Origin of the sequence: Vibrio sp. CDRSL-10 TSBA (genome assembly GCA_039696685.1) — a bacterium.
Lineage (GTDB): Bacteria > Pseudomonadota > Gammaproteobacteria > Enterobacterales > Vibrionaceae > Vibrio.
Genome location: CP155566.1, coordinates 1089439 through 1111976 on the forward strand (window position 1 = coordinate 1089439; position 22538 = coordinate 1111976).

The 22538-nt window shown below is 48.9% G+C and carries 11 protein-coding genes and 9 pseudogenes; 15 read left to right on the forward strand and 5 right to left on the reverse strand.

The window, feature by feature from the left end:
* Nucleotides 1-47 precede the first annotated feature (47 nt).
* Both ABDK09_12525 and ABDK09_12530 read left to right on the forward strand, forming a co-directional pair.
* Nucleotides 48-716, forward strand: a complete 669-nt coding sequence (locus ABDK09_12525; protein XAW90269.1) for a TRAP transporter small permease — start codon at nucleotides 48-50, stop codon at nucleotides 714-716.
* Between the two features lie 3 nt (nucleotides 717-719).
* Nucleotides 720-2082 (forward strand): annotated as a pseudogene (locus ABDK09_12530) (TRAP transporter large permease).
* Nucleotides 2083-2089: 7 nt separating this feature from the next.
* On the opposite strand, the gene ABDK09_12535 reads toward ABDK09_12530, so the two are convergent.
* The 3 genes and pseudogenes from ABDK09_12535 to ABDK09_12545 all read right to left on the reverse strand — a co-directional run bounded on the left by ABDK09_12535 (nucleotide 2090) and on the right by ABDK09_12545 (nucleotide 5531).
* A complete protein-coding gene (locus ABDK09_12535) occupies nucleotides 2090-2269 on the reverse strand; it encodes a hypothetical protein (protein ID XAW90270.1) in 180 nt (59 codons plus the stop codon).
* Nucleotides 2270-2349: 80 nt separating this feature from the next.
* A complete protein-coding gene (locus ABDK09_12540) occupies nucleotides 2350-3687 on the reverse strand; it encodes a sigma-54 dependent transcriptional regulator (GenBank protein XAW90271.1) in 1338 nt (445 codons plus the stop codon).
* Nucleotides 3680-5531: pseudogene (locus tag ABDK09_12545) on the reverse strand (ATP-binding protein). The gene ABDK09_12540 and the pseudogene ABDK09_12545 overlap by 8 nt, the downstream one beginning before the upstream one ends.
* A 513-nt stretch (nucleotides 5532-6044) precedes the next feature.
* Here ABDK09_12545 and tig point away from each other — a divergent pair.
* The 13 genes and pseudogenes from tig (at nucleotide 6045) to pyrF (ending at nucleotide 20684) form a co-directional block, all read left to right on the forward strand.
* Nucleotides 6045-7350, forward strand: a pseudogene (gene tig, locus ABDK09_12550) (trigger factor).
* A gap of 107 nt (nucleotides 7351-7457) precedes the next feature.
* Nucleotides 7458-8085: pseudogene (gene clpP, locus ABDK09_12555) on the forward strand (ATP-dependent Clp endopeptidase proteolytic subunit ClpP).
* An 83-nt stretch (nucleotides 8086-8168) separates the two neighbouring features.
* Nucleotides 8169-9450 (forward strand): annotated as a pseudogene (gene clpX / locus ABDK09_12560) (ATP-dependent protease ATP-binding subunit ClpX).
* Between the two features lie 119 nt (nucleotides 9451-9569).
* A pseudogene (lon, locus tag ABDK09_12565) lies at nucleotides 9570-11925 on the forward strand (endopeptidase La).
* A gap of 191 nt (nucleotides 11926-12116) precedes the next feature.
* A pseudogene (locus ABDK09_12570) lies at nucleotides 12117-12390 on the forward strand (HU family DNA-binding protein).
* A 189-nt stretch (nucleotides 12391-12579) separates the two neighbouring features.
* Nucleotides 12580-14439: a peptidylprolyl isomerase gene (gene ppiD / locus ABDK09_12575; protein XAW90272.1), complete on the forward strand. Its 1860-nt coding sequence runs from the start codon at nucleotides 12580-12582 to the stop codon at nucleotides 14437-14439.
* Nucleotides 14440-14574: 135 nt separating this feature from the next.
* Entirely contained in the window at nucleotides 14575-14886 is a 312-nt protein-coding gene (locus tag ABDK09_12580) for a ComEA family DNA-binding protein (GenBank protein ID XAW90273.1), read from the forward strand.
* A 291-nt stretch (nucleotides 14887-15177) separates the two neighbouring features.
* On the forward strand, nucleotides 15178-15858 hold the full coding sequence (gene cmk, locus ABDK09_12585) for a (d)CMP kinase (GenBank protein ID XAW90274.1): 681 nt from the start codon (nucleotides 15178-15180) through the stop codon (nucleotides 15856-15858).
* 104 nt (nucleotides 15859-15962) lie between these two features.
* Nucleotides 15963-17633: a 30S ribosomal protein S1 gene (gene rpsA / locus ABDK09_12590; GenBank protein ID XAW90275.1), complete on the forward strand. Its 1671-nt coding sequence runs from the start codon at nucleotides 15963-15965 to the stop codon at nucleotides 17631-17633.
* Nucleotides 17634-17807: 174 nt separating this feature from the next.
* Nucleotides 17808-18152: an integration host factor subunit beta gene (gene ihfB / locus ABDK09_12595; protein ID XAW90276.1), complete on the forward strand. Its 345-nt coding sequence runs from the start codon at nucleotides 17808-17810 to the stop codon at nucleotides 18150-18152.
* 279 nt (nucleotides 18153-18431) lie between these two features.
* A pseudogene (locus tag ABDK09_12600) lies at nucleotides 18432-18717 on the forward strand (lipopolysaccharide assembly protein LapA domain-containing protein).
* Between the two features lie 12 nt (nucleotides 18718-18729).
* Nucleotides 18730-19899 (forward strand): lipopolysaccharide assembly protein LapB, encoded by a 1170-nt coding sequence (gene lapB / locus ABDK09_12605; protein XAW90277.1) that lies wholly within the window; start codon nucleotides 18730-18732, stop codon nucleotides 19897-19899.
* A gap of 89 nt (nucleotides 19900-19988) precedes the next feature.
* Nucleotides 19989-20684 carry an orotidine-5'-phosphate decarboxylase gene (pyrF, locus tag ABDK09_12610; GenBank protein ID XAW90278.1) on the forward strand — a complete coding sequence of 232 codons (696 nt, stop codon included), beginning with the start codon at nucleotides 19989-19991 and terminating at the stop codon, nucleotides 20682-20684.
* Nucleotides 20685-20772: 88 nt separating this feature from the next.
* Here pyrF and ABDK09_12615 read toward each other — a convergent pair whose 3' ends face one another.
* Both ABDK09_12615 and ABDK09_12620 read right to left on the reverse strand, forming a co-directional pair.
* Nucleotides 20773-21549: a tRNA isopentenyl-2-thiomethyl-A-37 hydroxylase MiaE gene (locus tag ABDK09_12615; GenBank protein XAW90279.1), complete on the reverse strand. Its 777-nt coding sequence runs from the start codon at nucleotides 21547-21549 to the stop codon at nucleotides 20773-20775.
* Nucleotides 21550-21620: 71 nt separating this feature from the next.
* Nucleotides 21621-22386 (reverse strand): annotated as a pseudogene (locus ABDK09_12620) (DNA repair protein).
* Nucleotides 22387-22538 lie beyond the last annotated feature (152 nt).

Here is a 22538-nt window from a genome sequence, read left to right on the forward strand (position 1 = left end):
CCGGGGCCTTTTGCCCGCCATACTCAATTATCAGAGCGATGTATCTTATGCAACAGTCCTTCTTTGCAAAAGTAGGTCAATGGACGGATAAGGCGGAGGAAACCTTGATCGCCTTCTTTCTGGGTGCCATGACTCTGCTTACTTTCGTCAACGTTATTTTACGTTATCTTTTTAACGACAACATTCTATGGGCGCTTGAGCTGACCGTATTCATGTTCGCCTGGATGGTTCTGGTTGGTGCTTCTTACGGAGTGAAGAAACATTTCCATATCGGGGTTGATGTGGTGATCAACCTGGCGCCGGAAGGGGGGCGTAAGCTGCTGGCTCTGTTCTCGGTTGCCTGCTGTCTCGCTTTCTCTATTTTGTTGCTGATTGGCTCCTGGAATTACTGGTATCCGTTTATCAGCGAACGCGCCTGGTATGAAACCGATGACATTCCGATGCCTGAAATGCTGCAGTTCCTGGCTGACTGGTTCAACGAGGGTGAACGCTACGAAAAAATGCCACGTTTCATTCCTTATATGGCCTTGCCATTGGGGATGGCATTGATGACTTTCCGTTTTCTGCAGATTGCCTATCAAATCCTGACCGGAAAACTGGATCGCCTGATTGCCGGTCATGAAGCGGAAGAGGAGCTGGAAGCTCTGAAAGAAGAGCTGAAAGATGCAGGTGATGTGATGGGCACCAAGCCTGACGCGAACGGTAAGGAGAAGTAAGCCATGGCTATTCTTATGCTTTTTATCATGGTGATTGGCTTCATGCTGGTGGGCGTGCCGATTGCTGTGTCACTGGGTTTATCCAGTATTCTGTTTTTGATGTGGCATTCAGAAGCTTCGCTGGCTTCGGTGGCACAGACTCTGTTTAATGCGTTTGAAGGTCACTACACACTGCTGGCAATCCCTTTCTTTATCCTGGCCTCCAGTTTTATGTCTACCGGTGGTGTGGCGAAACGTATCATTCGCTTTGCGATTGCGATGGTCGGCTGGTTCCGCGGTGGTCTGGCGGTTGCTTCTGTTGTGGCGTGTATGATGTTCGCGGCGCTGTCCGGTTCATCACCGGCCACTGTGGTGGCTATTGGTAGTATTGTTATCGCCGGTATGGTCAAAAACGGTTACAGCAAAGAGTTTGCTGCCGGGGTGATTTGTAACGCCGGTACTCTGGGGATTCTGATCCCGCCGTCGATTGTGATGGTGGTCTATTCTGCGGCAACCAACGTGTCTGTGGGACGTATGTTCCTCGGTGGCGTAATTCCGGGTTTGCTGGCGGGACTGATGTTGATCATTGCCATTTATATCACTGCGCGGGTCAAGAATCTGCCCAAGCAACCTTTTGTCGGCTGGAGCGAAGCCTTCGCGGCGGCTAAAGATGCCAGCTGGGGTTTATTGCTGGTGGTGATCATCCTAGGTGGTATTTACGGCGGTATCTTTACCCCGACTGAAGCCGCTGCGGTGGCTGCCGTTTACGCATTCTTGATTGCGAACTTTGTTTACTGCGATATGGGCCCGTTTGCGGATAAAACCAATACTAAACCGGTGCTGGTAAAGGTGTTTCAGGCCCTGGTGCACAAAGACACCAAAGCGACGCTGTATGATGCGGGTAAACTGACCATCATGCTGCTGTTTATCATTGCCAACGCATTGATTCTGAAACATGTGCTGACCGAAGAAACGTGTACCGCAAATGATTACTGAGTCGATGTTGTCGGCCGGTCTCGGACCAATCACCTTCCTGATCGTGGTCAACGTTCTGCTGCTGATTGGCGGCCAGTTCATGGAGCCGTCAGGCCTGCTGATTATTGTCGCGCCGCTGGTGTTCCCGATAGCTATGGCGTTAGGTATTGACCCGATTCACCTCGGTATCATCATGGTGGTGAACATGGAGATCGGTATGATTACCCCTCCGGTTGGTCTCAACCTGTTCGTGACCGCCGGGGTGGCTAAAATGTCGATGATGCGGGTCGTCAAAGCCGCTCTGCCTTGGGTTGCGGTGATGTTCCTGTTCCTGATCATCGTCACTTATGTGCCTTGGGTTTCTACCTGGCTGCCAACCACACTGATGGGGCCGGAGATCCTGACTAAGTAATATAACATCAGATGATTTCGTCGATTACCTTGCCCGGATGGCGTCTGCTACCGGGCATTTTTCTGCGCTCGTAAAAGCGCCATTTCTGGATATGAGTGCGGCGTTCACGATGCAGGCGTTTTTCCGGGTAATAGACGCCGTCATGCAGAACTGTATCGGTAATATAACCCAGAGGTAACTTTTTCATGACGGCGTGCCGGTGGCTGCAGATCCTCAGATCCTGATACGTTAAGTATAACCGCTCACCGGCAGGGTGAAGCAGGCGACTCAGTTTTTAAAGTTATCTTTATCGATACGATATTTCTGCATTTTGTCGTACAGCGTCTTACGCGGAATATTGAGTTGTTCCATGGTGAGCTTAATGCTGCCGTTACTTTCAATCAGCGCCTTTTCGATCGCAACTTTTTCAAATTCGGCCACTTGGTCGGCCAGGCTACCGGAGGTACTGACGACCGGAGCGTCATCCAATTGTGCCAGTTTACCAAGTAGGACAAAGCGCTCAGCAACGTTACGCAGTTCGCGCACGTTACCCGGCCAGTCGTGGTTCATCAAGGTTTGCAGATCCTGGGCATTGAGCGCCGTTGCCGCTTTACCATAACGCGCGGCGGCCACCAGTAAAAAGTGGTGGAACAGGGTAGGAATATCCTCTTTACGCTCGCGCAATGGCGGCAGATCGAGGGTGACGATATTGAGGCGGTAATAGAGATCCTGCCGGAACGAGCCTTCCATCGCCGCTTGTTTCAGATCGACCTTGGTCGCTGCAATGACACGAACATTTAGCGGGATCAATTCGTTGGATCCAACCCGTTCAATCACCCGTTCCTGCAGGACCCGCAGCAAGCGAATTTGTGCCTGCATCGGCATTGATTCGATTTCATCCAGGAACAGAGTGCCGCCCTGGGCGTGTTCAAATTTGCCGATGCGTTTGCTGTCGGCACCGGTGAATGCGCCTTTTTCGTGACCGTATAATTCACTCTCAATCAGATTTTCCGGCACGGCACCGCAGTTGACCGCGACAAAGTTCTGCTCACGGCGTGAGCTCTGCTCATGCAGTGAACGGGCAATCAGCTCCTTACCGGTACCCGTTTCACCAAACAGCAGAATGTCGGCATCGGTGTCGGCGACGTGGGCGATGGTATCCCGCAAAGACTGAATACTGTCGGTATCGCCGATAATGCGTGGACCCAGGGTCTGGCTCGCTTTCAGGCTGCGTTTAAGCTGCTGGTTTTCTAAGGTCAGTTTGCGTTTATCTATGGCCCGGTTGACGGTTTCAATCAGCCTTTCAGGAGAAAACGGTTTTTCAATAAAATCGTAGGCACCGTCGTGCATGGCCTGAACGGCCATTGATATATCACCGTGACCGGTAATCAGGATCACCGGTACATCCGGATCCTGATGATGAATCGAGGTCAGTAAGTTCTGTCCGCTCAGTCCCGGCAGGCAGATATCGGTGACCACAACCAGGGGCATGCCGCCTTGTTTTGTTGCCAGTAGTGCTTCTTCCGCGCTGGCAAAATAGCGCGCTTCAATATCCGCCAGTTCAAAGCTCTGTTCGATAGCGATACGAATATCGGTTTCGTCATCGATGAAAAATACGTCACACATCCTGACTTCCTTGGGTAGTTACTTGTGGTGTTGAATTAGCAGAGGCTGCCAGGCTTGGCTGACGGTTTGCTGAGAGCGGAAGACGAATCGTAAACCGCGCACCCCCGAGCGGCGCGGTGGTGACATCAAGTTCGCCGTCCATACTCTGGACAATCTGTTGTGAGATAGACAGCCCGAGTCCGAGACCATTCTGCTTGGTGGTGAAAAAGGGCTCAAACAGCTTCGCCCGTTTGTCTGCACTGATTCCCGGGCCATTGTCGTCAACATGGATATAGGCCCGCTGATTATCCAGGGTTAAGGTGAGATGAACCTGTCGTTGCGGCTGATCTGCCAGAGCCTGCATCGCATTGGTGAGTAAATTAATCAGCACCTGCTCGAGTTGTATCGGGTTAATACTGACCCAGACCGGTTGCTGCGGCGTGCTGACCTCAAATTTAACGCCGTGCGATTTAAATTGGGCCTGCATCAGCTCTTTGGCGTAAACCACAATCGGTTGCAATTGAGCGTCAGCCCGTTCTTCACTGCTGCTTTTACGGGCGAACGATTTAAGTTGTTCGCTGATCTTGGCCATGCGTTCGGTCAGGGCGGAAATACGGGTCAAGTTGTCATCGGTACGTTCCGGTTTGCCGTTGGCGAGAAAGCGGCGTCCGTTGTCGGCAAAACTGCGAATCGCCGCCAGCGGGTTATTTAGTTCATGACTGATGCTGGCCGACATCTGGCCGAGGACGGCCAGTTTCGCTGCCTGGATCAGTTCATTCTGAGTCTGACGCAGGGCGTCTTCGGTCTTAATCCGCTCCCGGATTTCGGCATGCAGTTCAGCGGTCCGTTTCCATGACCTGGAACTCAAGCTTCTGCTTTGCTTCAAGCTGCAACTGATCAATCTGGCGCTGACGCTGTTTACGGTGCTGATTAAGCAACAGCGCCAGATAAACAATCACAAACAGCATGGTCAAAATAATGATCAGTCCGAATACGTCCCAGAACACTTCAATCTTGGGCGACAGGACATGAATGGTCAGTTGAGGTGAGGTCAGGCGCCGGCTGGATACAATAAAGTCGCCTTTCATCCAGCCCTGACTGGGGTTTTTCCATTCACTCTGCGCGGCAGAAAAATCGCCTTGCAGGCCGAGAGAAGTGATGGGCTGATTGAGATACTGACGGCTGGCGCGGATTGCATCGCGGGTCTGTTCATTGAGGATACCTACACTCTTGAACAGCCAGTCAGGCTGACTGGACATGAAGACCACTTGATTGACATCGGTGGCGACAAAATAGCTGTTGCGGCTCTGCCAGTTCTCTTCGATCGCCGATAAGTCCATTTTCACTACCACCACACCGAGAATTTCGGCCGCGTATACCACAGGGTAGGCGTAGTAGTAGCCGCGTTCACCTGAGGTTGAACCCAGGGCGAAATACTGGCTGCTGTTGCCCTGAATGGACTGATAAAAATAGGGACGCCAGGCAAAGTTACGCCCGATGAAGGTGCGTTCCAGGTTCCAGTTGCTGGCCGTTAACGTATTGCCATAAGCATCAAGCAGGTAGGTGTCTGCGGCCTGGATGACATCGTTGACCTGTTCCAGATAGCGATTGGTGATTTCGAGCTGCGCCGTATTGTGCGGATTGAGCAGGGCATCAATTAACTCTTTGTCTTTGGACAGCAGGCGCGGGATATGAGCGTACTTGTCCAGCTTGGTGACGATGTGGCTGGAAAATTTATCCAGCTCCGATTGCTGCTCGGTGAGCAGGCTCTGATATTGGTAACGCCAGGCCAAATGGGCACAAACCGCGGTGACCGTAATAAATACGATAAAAAACAGTATACTGAGTCGGCGAATCGATAACATCCTGTTGTCCCGCATCGTGTTTAAGCCCGACCTCCATGATACTGGGAGTTGGCTGTCGAGTGGTTTAAAAGATGGTAAATTGCGAACACAAAACAAGAGCGAGATCTCTTTTTGGGCTTTTGCAGAAAAAAAAGCCTCGATTCCCTTGAAAAAGCCTTTATTGTCCCCATTTCATGGCAATCACACTTTGGTTTGATGGATTTTTTAGCACTCAGTTGACTTTTTAAGACATTGACCTTTCTCTGACCGGGGATTAGCTCGACAGCCATACTTCTGGTCGGTAGAATGCGGCGTCTAAATTTTTGTCCTGAGACTAATCAGAGATACCGTTAGCTGCTCATTGCGGCAACGATATCACTCATTAGTCCGGTATTGAGGCCAAAAGCGCTTGAATACTGATGCTCAATAATTACAGTTAAGTGCTCTTATGGGTACAACACAAGGATGCAGCCAGAACCAGGTTCTGGCTCATGACGCTCAGGAATACTGAGCCAGTTTTGAGGTTTATAAACAATGCAAGTTACTGTTGAAACGCTAGAAGGCCTAGAGCGCCGTCTTAATATTACTGTTCCTGCTGCTAACATCGAAGATGCAGTATCAGCTGAACTACGCAACATCGCGAAAAACCGTCGTTTCGATGGTTTCCGCAAAGGCAAAGTGCCAATGAAGATGGTTGCTCAGATGTACGGCAAAGCAGTACGTCAAGACGTTCTTGGTGAAGTTATGCAACGTCACTTCATCGAAGCGATCGTAAAAGAAAAGATCAACCCAGCGGGCGCACCAACTTTCGCTCCAGTAGCCAACAATGAAGGCGAAGATCTAGTATTTACAGCGACTTTCGAAGTTTACCCAGAAGTTGAACTGAAAGGCCTGGAAAACATCACTGTAGAAAAACCAACTACAGAAATCACTGATGCAGACGTAACTGAAATGCTGGACACTCTGCGTAAGCAGCAAGCTTCTTGGACTCAAGTTGACGAAGCAGCAGCAGAAGGCAAACGCGTAACTATCGATTTCGTTGGTTCTATCGACGGCGTTGAATTCGAAGGCGGTAAAGCAGAAAACTTCCCTCTGGAAATGGGCGCAGGCCGCATGATTCCAGGTTTTGAAGACGGTATCGCAGGTAAGACTGCTGGTATGGAATTCGAGATCGACGTGACTTTCCCAGAAGATTACCACGCAGAAAACCTGAAAGGTAAAGCAGCTAAGTTTGCAATCAAAGTAAGCAAAGTTGAAGCTCAGGAAACTGCCAGAACTGAACGACGAATTCGTTGCTAAGTTCGGTGTGGTTGAAGGTGGCGTTGACGCACTGAAAGCTGAAGTTCGTAAGAACATGGATCGCGAACTGAAGCAAGCGATCAAAGCTCGCATCAAAGAGCAAGCTCTGGAAGGTCTGGTAAAAGAGAACGACATCGACGTTCCTTCTGCTCTGATTGACCAGGAAATCAACGTACTGCGTCAGCAAGCTGCACAGCGCTTCGGTGGTAACGTTGAAGCGGCTAACCAGCTGCCACGTGAACTGTTCGAAGAGCAGGCTAAACGTCGCGTAGTAGTAGGTCTTCTGCTGGGTGAAGTGATCAAAGCTGAAGAACTGAAAGCAGACGAAGAGAAAGTGCAAGCGCTGATCGAAGAGATGGCGACTGCTTACGAAGATCCTTCAGAAGTGATTGCTTACTACGAGCAAAACCCTCAAATGATGGACAACATGCGTAACGTTGCTCTAGAAGAGCAAGCAATCGACGCAATCATTGCTAAAGCAAACGTAACTGAGAAAGCAGTTAGCTTCAACGAGCTAATGAACCCTCAAGTTGCTGCTTAATAAGCAAGTTCTCGTGTAGAAAGGTTGACGAGACGTTAACTATTCTGCTAACAATGGTCCGTGTGATTACCCATCATCCGGGCCATTTATTTTAGGGACATAAGACTATGAGCTACCAAGAAAAAAATGCAATGTCGCCAATCATTGACGCGCTAGTACCCATGGTGGTCGAACAAACTTCTCGTGGTGAGCGCTCATACGACATCTATTCTCGCTTATTAAAAGACCGCGTGATTTTTTTAACTGGTCAAGTAGAAGATCACATGGCGAACCTTGTCGTGGCTCAGCTGCTTTTCTTAGAATCTGAAAACCCTGATAAAGACATTTTCCTTTACATCAACTCTCCGGGCGGCAGTGTAACCGCTGGTATGTCAATCTATGACACCATGCAGTTTATCAAGCCAAACGTGAGCACACTGTGTATTGGTCAAGCTTGTTCAATGGGTGCGTTCCTGTTAGCTGGCGGTGCGCCAGGTAAACGTTACGTGTTACCGAACTCGCGTGTCATGATTCACCAACCACTGGGTGGTTTCCAGGGTCAGGCTTCGGATATTCAGATCCACGCTCAGGAAATCCTGACCATTAAGAACAAGCTGAACCACTTGCTGGCAGAACATACCGGCCAGCCTCTGGAAGTGGTTGAACGTGATACTGACCGAGACAATTTCATGTCTGCACAGCAGGCAGTAGATTATGGTCTGGTGGACGCAGTTTCTGACCCATCGTGGCGAGTAACAGTTCCGGGAATTGTTTAACGCAATTTGGTTCAAATTGTTATACACTCAAACCATAGAGAGTAAAGGCTAAGAGGTTAGCGAATGACAGACAAAAGCAAAGAGGGTGGTAGTAGTAAACTGCTGTACTGCTCTTTCTGTGGCAAAAGCCAGCACGAAGTTCGCAAGCTAATCGCAGGTCCTTCTGTTTACATTTGTGACGAATGTGTCGACTTATGTAACGACATTATCCGTGAAGAAATTAAAGATGTTTTGCCTAAGAAAGAGTCGTCGGCGCTTCCTACGCCGCGTCAAATTCGTGAACATCTGGATGACTATGTGATTGGCCAGGAACACGCTAAAAAAGTGCTCGCGGTTGCAGTATATAACCACTACAAGCGTTTACGTAACGGTGATACAACAAGCGAAGGCGTAGAGCTGGGCAAGAGTAACATTCTGCTGATCGGTCCGACCGGTAGTGGTAAGACTCTGCTGGCTGAAACGCTGGCTCGTTTCCTTGATGTACCGTTCACGATGGCAGATGCTACGACGCTGACTGAAGCGGGTTATGTGGGTGAAGATGTTGAAAACATCATCCAGAAACTGCTGCAGAAGTGTGACTACGACGTTGCGAAAGCAGAGCGTGGTATCGTCTACATCGATGAAATCGATAAGATTTCACGTAAAGCTGAAAACCCATCTATCACCCGTGATGTATCTGGTGAAGGTGTGCAGCAGGCGCTGCTGAAACTAGTTGAAGGTACCGTAGCTTCCGTTCCGCCACAAGGCGGTCGTAAGCACCCTCAACAAGAGTTTCTGCAAGTAGACACGTCTAAGATCCTCTTTATCTGTGGCGGTGCATTCGCTGGCCTGGATAAAGTGATTGAACAACGTGTGGCAACCGGTACCGGTATCGGTTTTGGCGCAGAAGTCCGTTCGAAAGATCAAAGCAAATCTGTGGGTGAACTGTTCACTCAGGTTGAACCGGAAGATTTGGTGAAGTACGGTCTGATTCCTGAATTCATCGGTCGTCTGCCAGTTACGGCGACGCTGACTGAACTGGATGAAGAAGCGCTGATTCAGATCCTGTCTGAGCCTAAGAACGCACTGACTAAACAGTACTCTGCGTTGTTTGAGCTTGAGAACGTGGACCTGGAATTCCGTGAAGATGCACTGCGTGCCATTGCCGCTCGCGCAATGAAACGTAAAACCGGTGCACGTGGCCTGCGTTCTATCCTTGAGAAACGTGCTGCTGGAGACCATGTATGAACTGCCTTCAATGAACGAAGTTGAGAAGGTGGTGATTGATGAGTCTGTGATCAATGGCGAGTCTGACCCGCTGCTGATCTACTCTGGTAGTGAAAGCCAGGCTGCCGGCGCAGAGTAAATCCCGTCACTAAATGAGAAAAGGAGGTAATTATTACCTCCTTTTTTTTATTCTGTCATTGAATCCAGTCAGTTAGCCCCCATATACTGCGATATATAGAAAGCAGAAGAGAGAAAAATATGAACTTGGAACGTTCCGAGCGTATCGAGATCCCAGTACTACCTCTGCGCGATGTGGTGGTCTATCCACATATGGTGATTCCTCTGTTTGTTGGTCGCGAAAAATCGATTCAGTGCCTGGAAGAGGCAATGGATAACAACAAGCAGGTTCTTCTGGTCGCTCAAAAGCAACCGGAGACTGACGAACCTAAAATCGCCGATCTGTTCGAAGTCGGCACGGTTGCCACCATTCTTCAGTTGTTGAAGCTACCTGACGGTACCGTGAAGGTGTTAGTGGAAGGTCAGCAGCGCGCTAAAATTCACCAATTTCATGAAGGCGAGTTCTTCTCGGCAGATGCTGAGTACTTGCTGACACCAGAGCTTGATGAAAAAGAGCAGGAAGTGATTGTTCGCAGTGCGATCAATCAGTTCGAAGGCTTTATCAAGCTTAATAAAAAGATTCCGCCGGAAGTGCTGACGTCACTGAATGGTATCGATGAGGCTGCTCGCCTTGCTGATACTATCGCTGCGCACATGCCACTTAAACTGGTCGATAAGCAGAAAGTATTGGAAATCCTGGACGTGTCTGAACGTCTGGAGTTTTTGATGGGTCAGATGGAGTCAGAAATCGATCTGCTTCAGGTTGAGAAACGCATTCGCAACCGTGTTAAAAAGCAGATGGAAAAATCTCAGCGCGAGTACTACCTGAATGAGCAAATGAAAGCGATTCAGAAAGAACTCGGCGAGATGGATGATGCGCCGGACGAGTTTGAAGCTCTGCAGAAGAAAATCGAAGACGCGAAGATGCCTAAAGAGGCTCGCGAGAAGACCGAGCAGGAACTGCAAAAGCTGAAAATGATGTCACCGATGTCAGCGGAAGCGACCGTGGTGCGCAGCTATATCGACTGGATGGTCAGCGTGCCTTGGAACAAACGTTCCAAAGTGAAAAAAGACCTGACCAAAGCGGAAGAGATCCTTAATGCAGACCACTATGGTTTGGATCGCGTGAAAGAACGCATCCTTGAGTACCTCGCCGTGCAGAGCCGAATCAACAAGCTGAAAGGCCCGATTCTATGTCTGGTTGGTCCTCCGGGTGTTGGTAAGACGTCGCTGGGACGTTTCTATCGCATCGGCGACGGGGCGTAAGTATGTGCGTATGGCGCTGGGTGGCGTGCGTGATGAAGCGGAAATTCGCGGTCACCGCCGTACCTATATCGGCTCTCTGCCGGGTAAACTGATCCAAAAAATGTCGAAAGTCGGGGTTAAAAACCCGCTGTTCCTGCTGGATGAAATCGACAAGATGGCATCCGACATGCGAGGCGATCCGGCTTCAGCTCTGCTGGAAGTACTGGATCCGGAACAGAACAACTCGTTCAACGACCATTACCTGGAAGTGGATTATGATTTGTCGGACGTCATGTTTGTGGCCACGTCAAACTCAATGAACATTCCAGGCCCGCTGCTGGACCGTATGGAAGTGATTCGTCTGTCGGGTTATACCGAAGATGAAAAACTCAACATTGCCAAGCGTCACCTGGTTAATAAGCAGATTGAGCGTAACGGCCTCAAAGCCGGCGAAATCGAGATTGAAGATTCAGCCATCATTGGTGTGATTCGTTACTACACCCGTGAAGCGGGCGTGCGTAACCTGGAACGCGAAATCTCCAAGATCTGTCGTAAGGCAGTGAAGAAGATTCTGCTGAACGGTGGTACCAAGCAAGTGGTCGTGAATCAGGAAAACCTGAAGGAATTCCTGGGCGTACAGCGTTTTGACTACGGTAAAGCGGATGAATTCAACCGTGTAGGCCAGGTTACTGGTTTGGCTTGGACTGAAGTCGGCGGCGATCTGCTGACGATTGAAGCGCAGTCAATGCCGGGTAAGGGCAAGCTGACTCAGACCGGTTCGCTGGGTGATGTGATGCAGGAGTCTATTCAGGCAGCCATGACTGTGGTTCGCTCACGTGCTGAAAAACTGGGTATCAATCCTGATTTTTACGAGAAGCGTGATATTCACGTTCACGTGCCTGAAGGTGCGACACCGAAAGATGGCCCGAGCGCGGGTACAGCGATGTGTACTGCGCTGGTTTCCAGCCTGACCGGTAATCCGGTGAAAGCGGAAGTGGCGATGACGGGTGAAATCACTCTGCGTGGTGAAGTACTGCCTATCGGCGGCCTGAAAGAAAAACTACTGGCTGCTCACCGTGGCGGTATTAAAACTGTGCTGATCCCTAAAGATAACGAGCGCGACCTGGAAGAGATTCCGGATAACGTCATCGCAGATCTTAAGGTTATTCCTGTGCGCTGGATTGATGAAGTGCTGCAGGTAGCGCTGGAAAATGACCCGACTGGTGTCGAGTTTGGCGCTAAAAAAGAGTGATGTGCAGCAAAAATAAGTAAAAGTTTACGCTGATAGGCCTAAAAAGGCTTGTCAGCGTTTTTTTTTGGGCGCTAACGTTACTCACTAAGCCTTGAGCCCAGTTGTAACAAGGCTTTAGGCCAGTTTTTACATTAATGGAACGAAATAGGCACCGAACAAAATAATAATTGGTGACCGAAGGGGAATTCACAGTGAATAAAACACAATTAGTAGAACAAATTGCAGCAAATGCTGATATCTCAAAAGCTTCAGCTGGTCGCGCACTAGACGCATTCATCGACGCAGTTAGTGACACTCTTCAATCAGGTGATCAGGTGGCTTTGGTTGGCTTTGGTACATTCGCAGTTTCGCACTCGCGCAGCTCGCACTGGCCGCAACCCTAAAACAGGTGAAGAAATCCAAATCGCAGAAGCTAAAGTACCTGCGTTCAAAGCTGGTAAAGCGCTGAAAGACGCTTGCAACTAATCGGTTCATCGGTTGCGACCCATCAGTTTTTAATCAAACAGAATGATTTTGGCCGTTTAGAGGCAAAATTAATTCGAACCTTTTGAAATTATGCGCATCATACTGATGCGCATTTCTTTTTCTGATATTATCGCGCTATTCAATTTTTGGCTGAAGTGTGTCACTTCAAACCCGGAGAGCAGTAAAACTATGATGGATCGATTACGCGAAGGCGTGAACAGCATCGCGGTAAAAATTATCCTTGGATTAATCATCCTTTCTTTTATCTTCGCAGGGGTAGGTAACTACCTGATTAGCGGCAGCAATAATGCAGCAGCCAAAGTCGGCGGAACCGAGATTGCGCGCGGCGAATTTGAACAAGCTTACCAAAACGAACGTAACCGTATGCAGTCGCAGTTGGGTGATTACTTCTCCAACCTGCTGGCAGATCCGTCTTACGTCGCATCATTCCGTAAATCTGTCCTGGATCGCATGGTCAACGACCTGCTGCTTGAGCAGCATGCTGAATCTCTGGGTCTGCGCGTGAGTGATGACCAGGTACGTCAGGCGATTCTGGAAATGCCTCAGTTCCAAAGCGAAGGCAAATTTGACCAGGATATTTACCAGTCTGCGTTACGTCGTGCTGGCTTCTCACCGGATTCATTTGCTGAGTATCTGCGCCGCGACATGGTGCGTAACCAGCTGGTTTCTGCGCTGCAGGGCAGCGAGTTTACCCTGCAGGGTGAAGTCACTGCGCAAGGTGAGCTGGTTGCTCAAACGCGTGACATCCGCACCATTACCCTGTCTCCGCAGGAGTTTTCTAAAAACGTAAAACTGACGGATGACGAGATTACCCAGTACTACAAAGAGAATCCGGATAACTACACGCGTCCTGAACAGGTAAAACTGGCGTATATCGAACTGTCAGCCGAGCAGTTGAAGAGCGATTTAGCGGTTAGCGACGAGCAGGCTAAACAGTACTATCAGGAGCACCTGGACAAGTACTCTTCGGCAGAACAGCGTAAAGTCAGCCACATCCTGATTCAGGGTGACGATGAGAAAAAAGCGCAGGCGATTCTTGATGAGCTGAATGGCGGTGCCGATTTCGCAACACTGGCACAAGAAAAATCTGAAGACATCGGCAGCGCACAGGACGGTGGTTCGCTGGGTTGGATCGAACGTGACACTATGGACCCGGCATTTGATGCCGCGGCATTTGCCCTGCAAAAAGCCGGTGATGTGTCTGGTCTGGTCAAATCTGACTTTGGTTACCACATCATCAAGCTTGATGAGCTGAAAGCGCCGGTTGCTAAGCCTTACGAAGAAGTGGCCGAGCAGATCAAAACCGAGCTGACTGACCAGCAGGCCGTTGATCGTTACTACGAAATGCAAACTGAGCTGCAGAAAGTCGCTTTCGAATCGCCGGATTCGCTTGATGATGCCGCCAAAGCGGTGTCAGCCAAAATCGAAAAGACCGATTTTGTCTCTGAGCAGGATCTGCCATCAGTGCTGAATAACCCAAGCGTGATTCAGGCGATTGACTCTCCGGAAGTGAAAGAAGATGGCCTGAACTCAGAAGTGATTGAAGTCGCTCCTGAACATGTGGTTGTGGTTCGAGTTGAAGAGGCGCGTCCGCAGGTGGTTCTGCCACTGGATGAAGTGAAAGATAAGGTTGTTGCTGAACTGTCTAAGCAAAAAGGTCAGGAGCAGGCCGAAGAGCTGGCTACCAATCTGGTTGATGCGCTGAAACAGGGTGACAAATCTCTGCTGCAAGAGCATAACCTGGCGTTTGGCGAGCTGGAGATGATTGATCGCAGTTCACCACTGGCTGAAACGGTTTATGCGATGCCTAAGCCAGAGCAGGATGCCGTGACGTACTCGCAGACCACAGATTTCGATGGCAACGTCGTGGTGGTTGAGCTGAACAAAGTGGAAGCGAAAGTCAATGATCAGTACCAGGACCAAATTGGTGCTCAGCTTTCCCGTATCGGCACTCAGCAGGACCTGTCTGGTGTGATCAGCGTACTGCGCGATAATACAGATATCGAATATTACCTTGCGAGCCAGTAATGGCTGCAATGTAACTGAGATGTTTAACAGAATGGGCTGCGAATGCAGCCCATTTTACTTTGTTGTGTTGGCGTTAGATGCGCCTTTCTGCTTCCCCTATTATCGGGGCTCATAACCTAACAAGGAGAGTCCACGATGAAACTGAAATCTTTACTGTTATCTACATTATTGGCGTTGAGCTGGCCTGCTGCGAATGCATTGGCTGCCGCAGAAGAGAATCCTGTGCAAGCCGAAACTGCACAGGGTATCGAAATTACAGTGAATGTTAATTCGGCTTCTGCCGAAGAGATCGCGACGCTGTTGTCCGGGATCGGGCTTAAAAAGGCGCAGGCCATAGTCGACTACCGTCAGGCAAACGGAGAGTTTCAAACCAAACAGGACCTGACCAAGGTTAAGGGGATAGGGGAGGCCACCGTGGCGAAAAACGAAGCGCGCATTCTGCTCTAAGCCTCTAGTCAAAATGCCCGCTATCGGGTCATATGCCGGTTGGTGCGGTTCAGAGTACGTTGCTACTGTCCAAGTGCTATTATCTTGCTCGTTGCTATTGCCTGCTGCCTGGCACAGCCCATAATGAGAAAAAACTCAGATCCCAGATCTGAGTTTTTGTTTTCTGTTTTGTAGCAAAATATAACCGTTTACCCAATCCTGCCTAGCACCCGAAGACGATTCCAACTATAATTTGCCGCCGGTAAATCGCAGACATAATCCGTCGCGAACAAAAACAAAGTGGAGTAAAACATGTCCTCTCAAACACCGGTGATTACCGTGGATGGACCAAGCGGAGCGGGTAAAGGTACGCTTTGCATGCTGTTGGCTAACAAACTCGGTTTTCATCTTTTAGATTCTGGTGCCATTTATCGTGTGCTGGCTCTGGCCGCCATTCATCACGGTGTCGATATCGAATCAGAAGATGCACTTGTGCCGCTGGCAACACACCTCGATGTCCAGTTTATTGCGGAAGGCGATCTCGTCAAAGTGATTCTGGAAGGCGAGGATGTGTCTAAAGAACTGCGCAAAGAAGAGACCGGAATGGCAGCCTCAAAAGTTGCTGCTTTGCCACGTGTTCGTGAAGCATTGTTGCGCCGCCAACGTGCATTTGCCGATGAAAAAGGTCTGGTTGCGGATGGCCGCGATATGGGAACCGTTGTCTTCCCGCAGGCTGAAGTGAAAATTTTCCTGGACGCCAGTGCCGAAGAGCGTGCACGTCGTCGATTCAAGCAGTTGCAACTGAAAGGGCTTGATGTTAAATTTGACGCCCTTTTAAGCGAAATCCAAGAGCGTGACGATCGAGATCGTAACCGCCCAGTGGCTCCATTACGCCCTGCAGAGGATGCGCTGTTGCTTGATTCTACCGAAATGTCTATCGACGAAGTGGTAGAAAAGGCACTACAATATATCGAATCGAAGCTGGCGGAATAAACCACGTCAGTTAAGAGCGTTGGTCGCAAGGATGATGACCGGCGAATTTAATAACCCCATGTGGTAGGACACCCGTGGTAGTTTACTTATTGAAGATTAATTAAATGACTGAATCTTTTGCTCAACTCTTTGAAGAGTTTCTAAACGAGACTGAATTCCAACAAGGTACTATCGTTAAAGGTACTGTAGTTGCTATCGAAAACGGCTACGTACTGGTTGACGCTGGTCTTAAGTCTGAGTCTGCAATCCCTGCTGAACAGTTCAAGAACGCTGCTGGCGAACTTGAAGTTGAAGTTGGTTCTGAAGTAGACGTAGCACTTGACGCTGTTGAAGACGGTTTCGGTGAAACTCAACTTTCTCGTGAGAAAGCGAAACGTCACGAAGCTTGGATCGTTCTTGAGAAAGCTTACGAAGAAGCTGAAACTGTTGTTGGTATCATCAACGGTAAAGTTAAAGGCGGTTTCACTGTTGAACTGAACGGTATCCGTGCATTCCTGCCAGGTTCACTGGTTGACGTACGTCCTATCCGTGACACTGCTCACCTGGAAAACAAAGAGCTAGAGTTCAAAGTAATCAAGCTTGACCAGAAGCGTAACAACGTAGTTGTTTCTCGTCGTGCTGTTATCGAATCTGAAAACAGCGTTGAGCGTGACGAACTTCTTGAGACTCTGCAAGAAGGTACTGAAGTTAAAGGTATCGTTAAGAACCTTACTGACTACGGTGCATTCGTTGACCTTGGTGGTGTTGATGGTCTTCTGCACATCACTGACATGGCTTGGAAACGCGTTAAGCACCCATCTGAGATCGTTAACGTTGGTGATGAAATCACAGTTAAAGTTCTTAAGTTCGACCGTGAGCGTACTCGCGTATCACTAGGTCTGAAACAGCTGGGCGAAGATCCATGGGTAGCAATCGCTAAGCGTTACCCAGAAGGTCACAAACTGACTGGTCGTGTTACTAACCTGACTGACTACGGCTGCTTCGTTGAAATCGAAGAAGGCGTTGAAGGTCTGGTACACGTTTCTGAAATGGACTGGACTAACAAGAACATCCACCCATCTAAAGTTGTTAATGTTGGCGACGAAGTTGAGGTTATGGTTCTGGATATCGACGAAGAACGTCGTCGTATCTCTCTAGGCCTGAAACAGTGTAAAGCTAACCCATGGCAGTCATTCGCTGAGCTACAAGCTAAAGGCGATAAAGTAACTGGTAAGATCAAGTCTATCACTGACTTCGGTATCTTCATCGGTCTTGACGGCGGCATCGACGGTCTGGTTCACCTGTCTGACATCTCTTGGAACGTTCCAGGTGAAGAAGCAGTACGTGAATACAAGAAAGGCGACGAAATCTCTGCAGTAGTTCTAGCAGTAGACGCAGAGCGTGAGCGCATTTCTCTGGGCGTTAAGCAAATGGAAAATGACCCATTCAACGCTTACGTTGCAGACAACAAGAAAGGTGTTCTGGTTAACGGTACTGTAACTGCAGTTGACGCGAAAGGCGCAACTATCGAGCTGGAAGACGGCGTTGAAGGTTACATCCGTGCATCTGAAGTTTCTCGTGACCGCGTAGAAGATGCAACTCTGATCCTGAACGTTGGTGATAGCGTTGAAGCGAAATTTACTGGTGTTGACCGTAAGAACCGCGTAATCAACCTGTCTATCAAAGCGAAAGACGAAGCTGAAGAGCAAGAAGCAATGGCATCTATCAACAAGCAAGATGACGGCGCATTCGGTAACGCAATGGCTGACGCTTTCAAAGCAGCTAAAGGCGAATAATTTAATTATCGCTGAATAAAAAGGAGCCGTAAGGCTCCTTTTTTTATCTTGCTTGACCACACACTTGAAAGCCTCTGTTTTTAAGCCCTACAGCGTGCTGACACAGTCAACGGCTGATTTGAGTGATGAAAAGATTTAGTTAAGTTTGAAATCTTTTCCTACAATATTAAGCAAGTGTTTGTTGGAACTGAGAATACTGACTATAATCAGGATAAAAACTCGAAGAGGGAAACTATGACTAAGTCTGAATTAATTGAAAGACTCTGTGCTGAGCAAACCCACTTGTCTGCGAAAGAGATCGAAGACGCGGTGAAGGACATTCTTGAGCACATGGCGAAAACCTTAGAAGATGGGGAACGCATCGAAATTCGTGGTTTCGGTAGTTTCTCTTTGCACTATCGTGAGCCTCGAGTCGGACGCAATCCGAAAACCGGTGAGAAAGTGGAATTGGAAGGTAAGTACGTTCCACACTTCAAACCAGGTAAAGAACTTCGTGAACGTGTAAACGAAGCTATCTGATTTAAGTAGTGAATTTTGTTAAAGCGGCATACTGTCTCAGTGTGCCGCTTTTTTGCGAGCTGATGTCGTGCTCGGCCTGTCAGTGCTGTACTGACTATGGTGAGATCCCGGATTGGTGTTGAATTGGACACACTCTTTATCGGGCAGCGGTTAATGCGTCTACATACGCCGCAAAAATAGGTTTAAAAGCGCTGAAGTACCGATAATAGCCATGGTTTGTCAGGCTGTTTTCCTGCATAATCAGGGTGCTTGTGTTCGTGAATAGATAGGTAATGGATTATGAAAATAATAAAAATCGTGGTGTTACTTGCTCTCTTCCTGATTGCGTTGGCATTAGGTTTCGCAGAATCAGGAGATAGTGACTTTCAATTATCTGCTGGCACAGGGCGAGTTCCATTTATCTACCCTTCTGGGTTCAGTGTTTGTGGTTGGTTTTCTGATTGCCTGGCTCATTTTTGGCAGCATGCATTTAAAATCACAACTTGAAATTCGCAAGCTAAACAGAAAGCTGAAAAAACAGTCATCGGCCAACGACGTTTCAGAGCAGAAAGCGAATATCGAATAAGGTCGTTTTTAGATGTTAGAAATCCTCTTCTTGTTATTGCCAATTGCTGCCGCTTACGGGTGGTATATGGGTAATCGTAGTGCCCAGCAAGACAAGCAGAAGCATTCCCACCAAATCTCCCGTCAGTACGTGACGGGTCTTAACCTGCTGTTGTCTGATCAGTCAGACAAAGCGGTTGATCACTTTATTGAACTGTTGCAAGTCGACAATGAAACCATAGATACCCATCTGGCGTTGGGTAACCTGTTTCGTTCGCGCGGCGAAGTGGATCGCGCTATCCGCATCCACCAGAATCTTATCTCCCGCTCCGGGCTGACCATCGACCAGAAAAACCTGGCGCTGCAGCAACTGGCTAAAGATTACATGGTGTCCGGTTTCCTCGATCGGGCCGAGAAAATCTTTGAGCAGTTGGTCGATGAGCCGGAACATCGCGAGTCGGCGCTGCAGCAACTGGCGTCTATCTACCAGCAAACCCGTGAGTGGCATAAAGCCATTGATGCCGCTCAGGCACTGGTCAAGATGGGCCGTAAACGGATGAAAACCAGTATTGCCCATTACTGGTGCGAGCTGGCCATGCTGGAAAAAGCAGACAGCAATAACAGTAAAGCGATTAACCTGTTTAAAAAGGCGTTGCAGGAAGATCCGAAATGCGTTCGAGCCAGCATCTCTCTGGGTAAGCTGCATCTCGAGAATGAAGAGTACGACAAAACCATTCAATACATGGAAAAGGTACTCGAACAGGATATCGATTTCATCGGTGAAGTCCTGCCGACGCTGGCGGAATGCTACCATCACCTCGGCCGTGAACAGGAGCTGGTTCAGTTCCTGCGTGAATGTATCTCGAATAAGGCAGGGGTATCCGCGGAGCTGATGCTGGCTCAACTGGTCGCACAGCATGAAGGCGTTGCTTCGGCACAGGAGCTGTTGACCCGCCAGCTGGTTAAAAACCCGACCATGAAAGGCTTCTATCGTTTGATCGATTACCATATTGCCGAAGCGGAAGAGGGCCGTGCCAAGGCCAGTTTGTCGACTTTGCAAAAACTGGTTGGTGAACAGCTCAAAGTCAAACCGCATTATCGTTGCCGCCGCTGTGGTTTTTCTACCCATTCACTGTACTGGCATTGTCCTTCATGTAAGGGATGGGGTTCGATCAAGCCGATCAGAGGCTTGGACGGAGAATAATTAATGATTGGCCTTACGCCGGTTATTTCAGATTTGCAGCTTGTATGAGCTGCATTTTTATAGGCTAAAAGCATATCTTAGGAGTAGAAATGAACGACCAGAAAGTGATCGTTGCACTGGATTATGACAACCAAGCGGATGCCCTAGCATTTGTCGACAAGATCGACCCTGCCAGTTGCCGGTTAAAAGTCGGCAAAGAGATGTTTACGCTCTTTGGTCCGGAATTCGTTCGTGAACTACACAAAAGGGGCTTTTCGGTTTTTCTGGATCTGAAATTCCACGATATCCCAAATACCTGTTCCAAAGCGGTCCGTGCTGCGGCTGAACTGGGTGTCTGGATGGTCAATGTTCACGCCAGCGGTGGTGAACGCATGATGACCGCATCACGCGAAATCCTCGAGCCTTACGGCAAAGATCGTCCGTTGCTGATCGCAGTGACTGTACTCACCAGTATGGAACAGAGTGACCTGGCCGGGATCGGCCTTAATGTCGCGCCTGAGCAGCAAGTGATGCGTCTGGCTACTCTGACCAAGAATGCGGGTCTGGATGGCGTGGTGTGTTCGGCACAGGAAGCGTCAGTGCTGAAACAGGGCCTGGGTCAGGAGTTCAAACTGGTGACTCCGGGTATTCGCCCGGCAGGCTCTGATGCGGGCGACCAGCGCCGTATTATGACGCCATATGAAGCACTTCAGGCGGGGTCGGATTACCTGGTTATTGGTCGTCCTATCACTCAGGCCGCCGATCCGGCGAAAGTTCTGACAGCGATTAACGCCTCGCTGGTGTAAATCCTTTTCAGGCTCGGACAATACAAAAAAGGTCAGCTTACAGGCTGACCTTTTTACTGTCTGGCTTTAATAGCCAAGCAGTGAGTATTCAGTTTAACACCGGCTTACCGCTGTGAAATTTAAAATCACTGTCCGGCGAGCGAATCAATTCAGCTTCTATCCGGCCAAAATAGGCAATGCGCTGTGAAATGTCTGTCCCGGCAATCTGCTCAGCCAGACTGAGGTAATCCTGATAATGACGCGCTTCGGAGCGCAGCAGCGAGATATAAAATTTGGCGATATCCTCATCAAGGTGAGGTGCCAGACGTGCAAAGCGCTCGCATGAGCGGGCTTCAATGTACGCGCCGATGATCAGTTTGTCGATCAGGGTTTGCGGCTCATGGGTTTTCATATGCGACAGTAACCCCTTGGCGTAGCGACTGGCCGGAATCGATTCGTAACTGATGCCTCTGCTGTGCATGATTTCCAGTACCTGATAGAAGTGGTGCAGCTCTTCTTTGATCAGTAATACCATCTTATCAATCAGCTCCTGGCTGTAGGGCGAATCTGATTTGGCCATGATGGCCTTAGAAATCTGACTTTTGCCTTTCAGCGTCTCAATGCTGCCAATGTTGCGATAGGTAAAGTCTTCATAAGGTTTAAACCAGTCGAGCAGCGAGTGCTGGCTCTGTTGGTCTACCGCATACTTACGAATCAGATACATGGCTGACTGGCCAGCCTTGAGTTCACACATCAGGTGATCAAGCAGAATGACCGGCAGGTTGTCGGGCTTACGCGCTTCCTCTATCCATTCAACTGGGGTTTCACAATGCAGAAACTGATGGATAGGCTCGAGAAGTTTTTCAATCGCTGGGGTATTTATCATGGTCGCAACAATAACAAAGGCCGCCTTGGCGACCTTTGTGTTAATTAATCGGTTCGAAAACGGCTAGTATATTACCATTTTTTCTTTTCGCCAAAGAGCATGTCCATGTCGTGCTGGCGCTCGTTTCTCTTCTTTCTTCTCCAAATCCGCCGCATTTTTGCTCTGGCGACGTTTTTCGAGATCATCGTACATGGTCTGTAGTTTTTCCCGTGCCTGTACTGAATAGCTGTCGCTCTTCGAACTCAGAACATCAAGGCCCTTGCGCAGCAACTGTATTGCTGTTCCTGGCTGACCACGCACAATCGAGTCGTTGGCGCGTTTGATCACGTTCTCGATGTTGATGCGAATTTGAATGGTCTCCAGGCGTGCATTTTCTGCCACATAAGCCTGAGTTTCAAAACGGCCTTTATTGTGTTCACTGCGGATAGTATCGCGCAGACGCTTCACCAGTTTGAGCATCACAATCGCCTGCTTATCGCTGCTCGGTACTTTAAAGGTTGTACTCTCACTGCCGGAATGATTTTGCTGCAGATTGTTGATCTGCACTTTCATGTTCTCGATGCGCTGTGCCAGTTGCTTGTTCTTCGGATCGAGTTCATACATGTTTTGCAGTGCGTCAAGAATCCGGTTGTTGAGGCACAACAATAACTCTTTGCTGTATGGCAAATGGTGCGCATTACCGATGAGATCCTCAGTGGCATCGATGATGGTCAGGTAACGGGATGACTCTTGCTTCTTCACGGTTTCAACTTTGACTTTGTACTGAAGCATGATGTTATAGCCCAAAACCAGCACCAATAAGATGGCAATCAGAGCGATAATTAAACCGATATTCATATAATCCGTGTCTTCATTTTCAAAGGCCTATTGACAAAGGATACACTATCCTAACTTTCTACTACACCAACAATTTTATAAATCGTATTATCGTCTGTTTATTGCGCAGACGCCTTAACGGATTGGTGACTTTGGGTGCCCGGTGGCAGTTT

Coding starts and splice junctions, on each gene's coding strand:
- ABDK09_12525 (XAW90269.1), top strand. CDS start 48: ATGCAACAGTCCTTCTTTGCAAAAGTAGGTCAATGGACGGATAAGGCG.
- ABDK09_12535 (XAW90270.1), bottom strand. CDS start 2,269: ATGAAAAAGTTACCTCTGGGTTATATTACCGATACAGTTCTGCATGAC.
- ABDK09_12540 (XAW90271.1), bottom strand. CDS start 3,687: ATGTGTGACGTATTTTTCATCGATGACGAAACCGATATTCGTATCGCT.
- ppiD (XAW90272.1), top strand. CDS start 12,580: ATGATGGATCGATTACGCGAAGGCGTGAACAGCATCGCGGTAAAAATT.
- ABDK09_12580 (XAW90273.1), top strand. CDS start 14,575: ATGAAACTGAAATCTTTACTGTTATCTACATTATTGGCGTTGAGCTGG.
- cmk (XAW90274.1), top strand. CDS start 15,178: ATGTCCTCTCAAACACCGGTGATTACCGTGGATGGACCAAGCGGAGCG.
- rpsA (XAW90275.1), top strand. CDS start 15,963: ATGACTGAATCTTTTGCTCAACTCTTTGAAGAGTTTCTAAACGAGACT.
- lapB (XAW90277.1), top strand. CDS start 18,730: ATGTTAGAAATCCTCTTCTTGTTATTGCCAATTGCTGCCGCTTACGGG.
- pyrF (XAW90278.1), top strand. CDS start 19,989: ATGAACGACCAGAAAGTGATCGTTGCACTGGATTATGACAACCAAGCG.
- ABDK09_12615 (XAW90279.1), bottom strand. CDS start 21,549: ATGATAAATACCCCAGCGATTGAAAAACTTCTCGAGCCTATCCATCAG.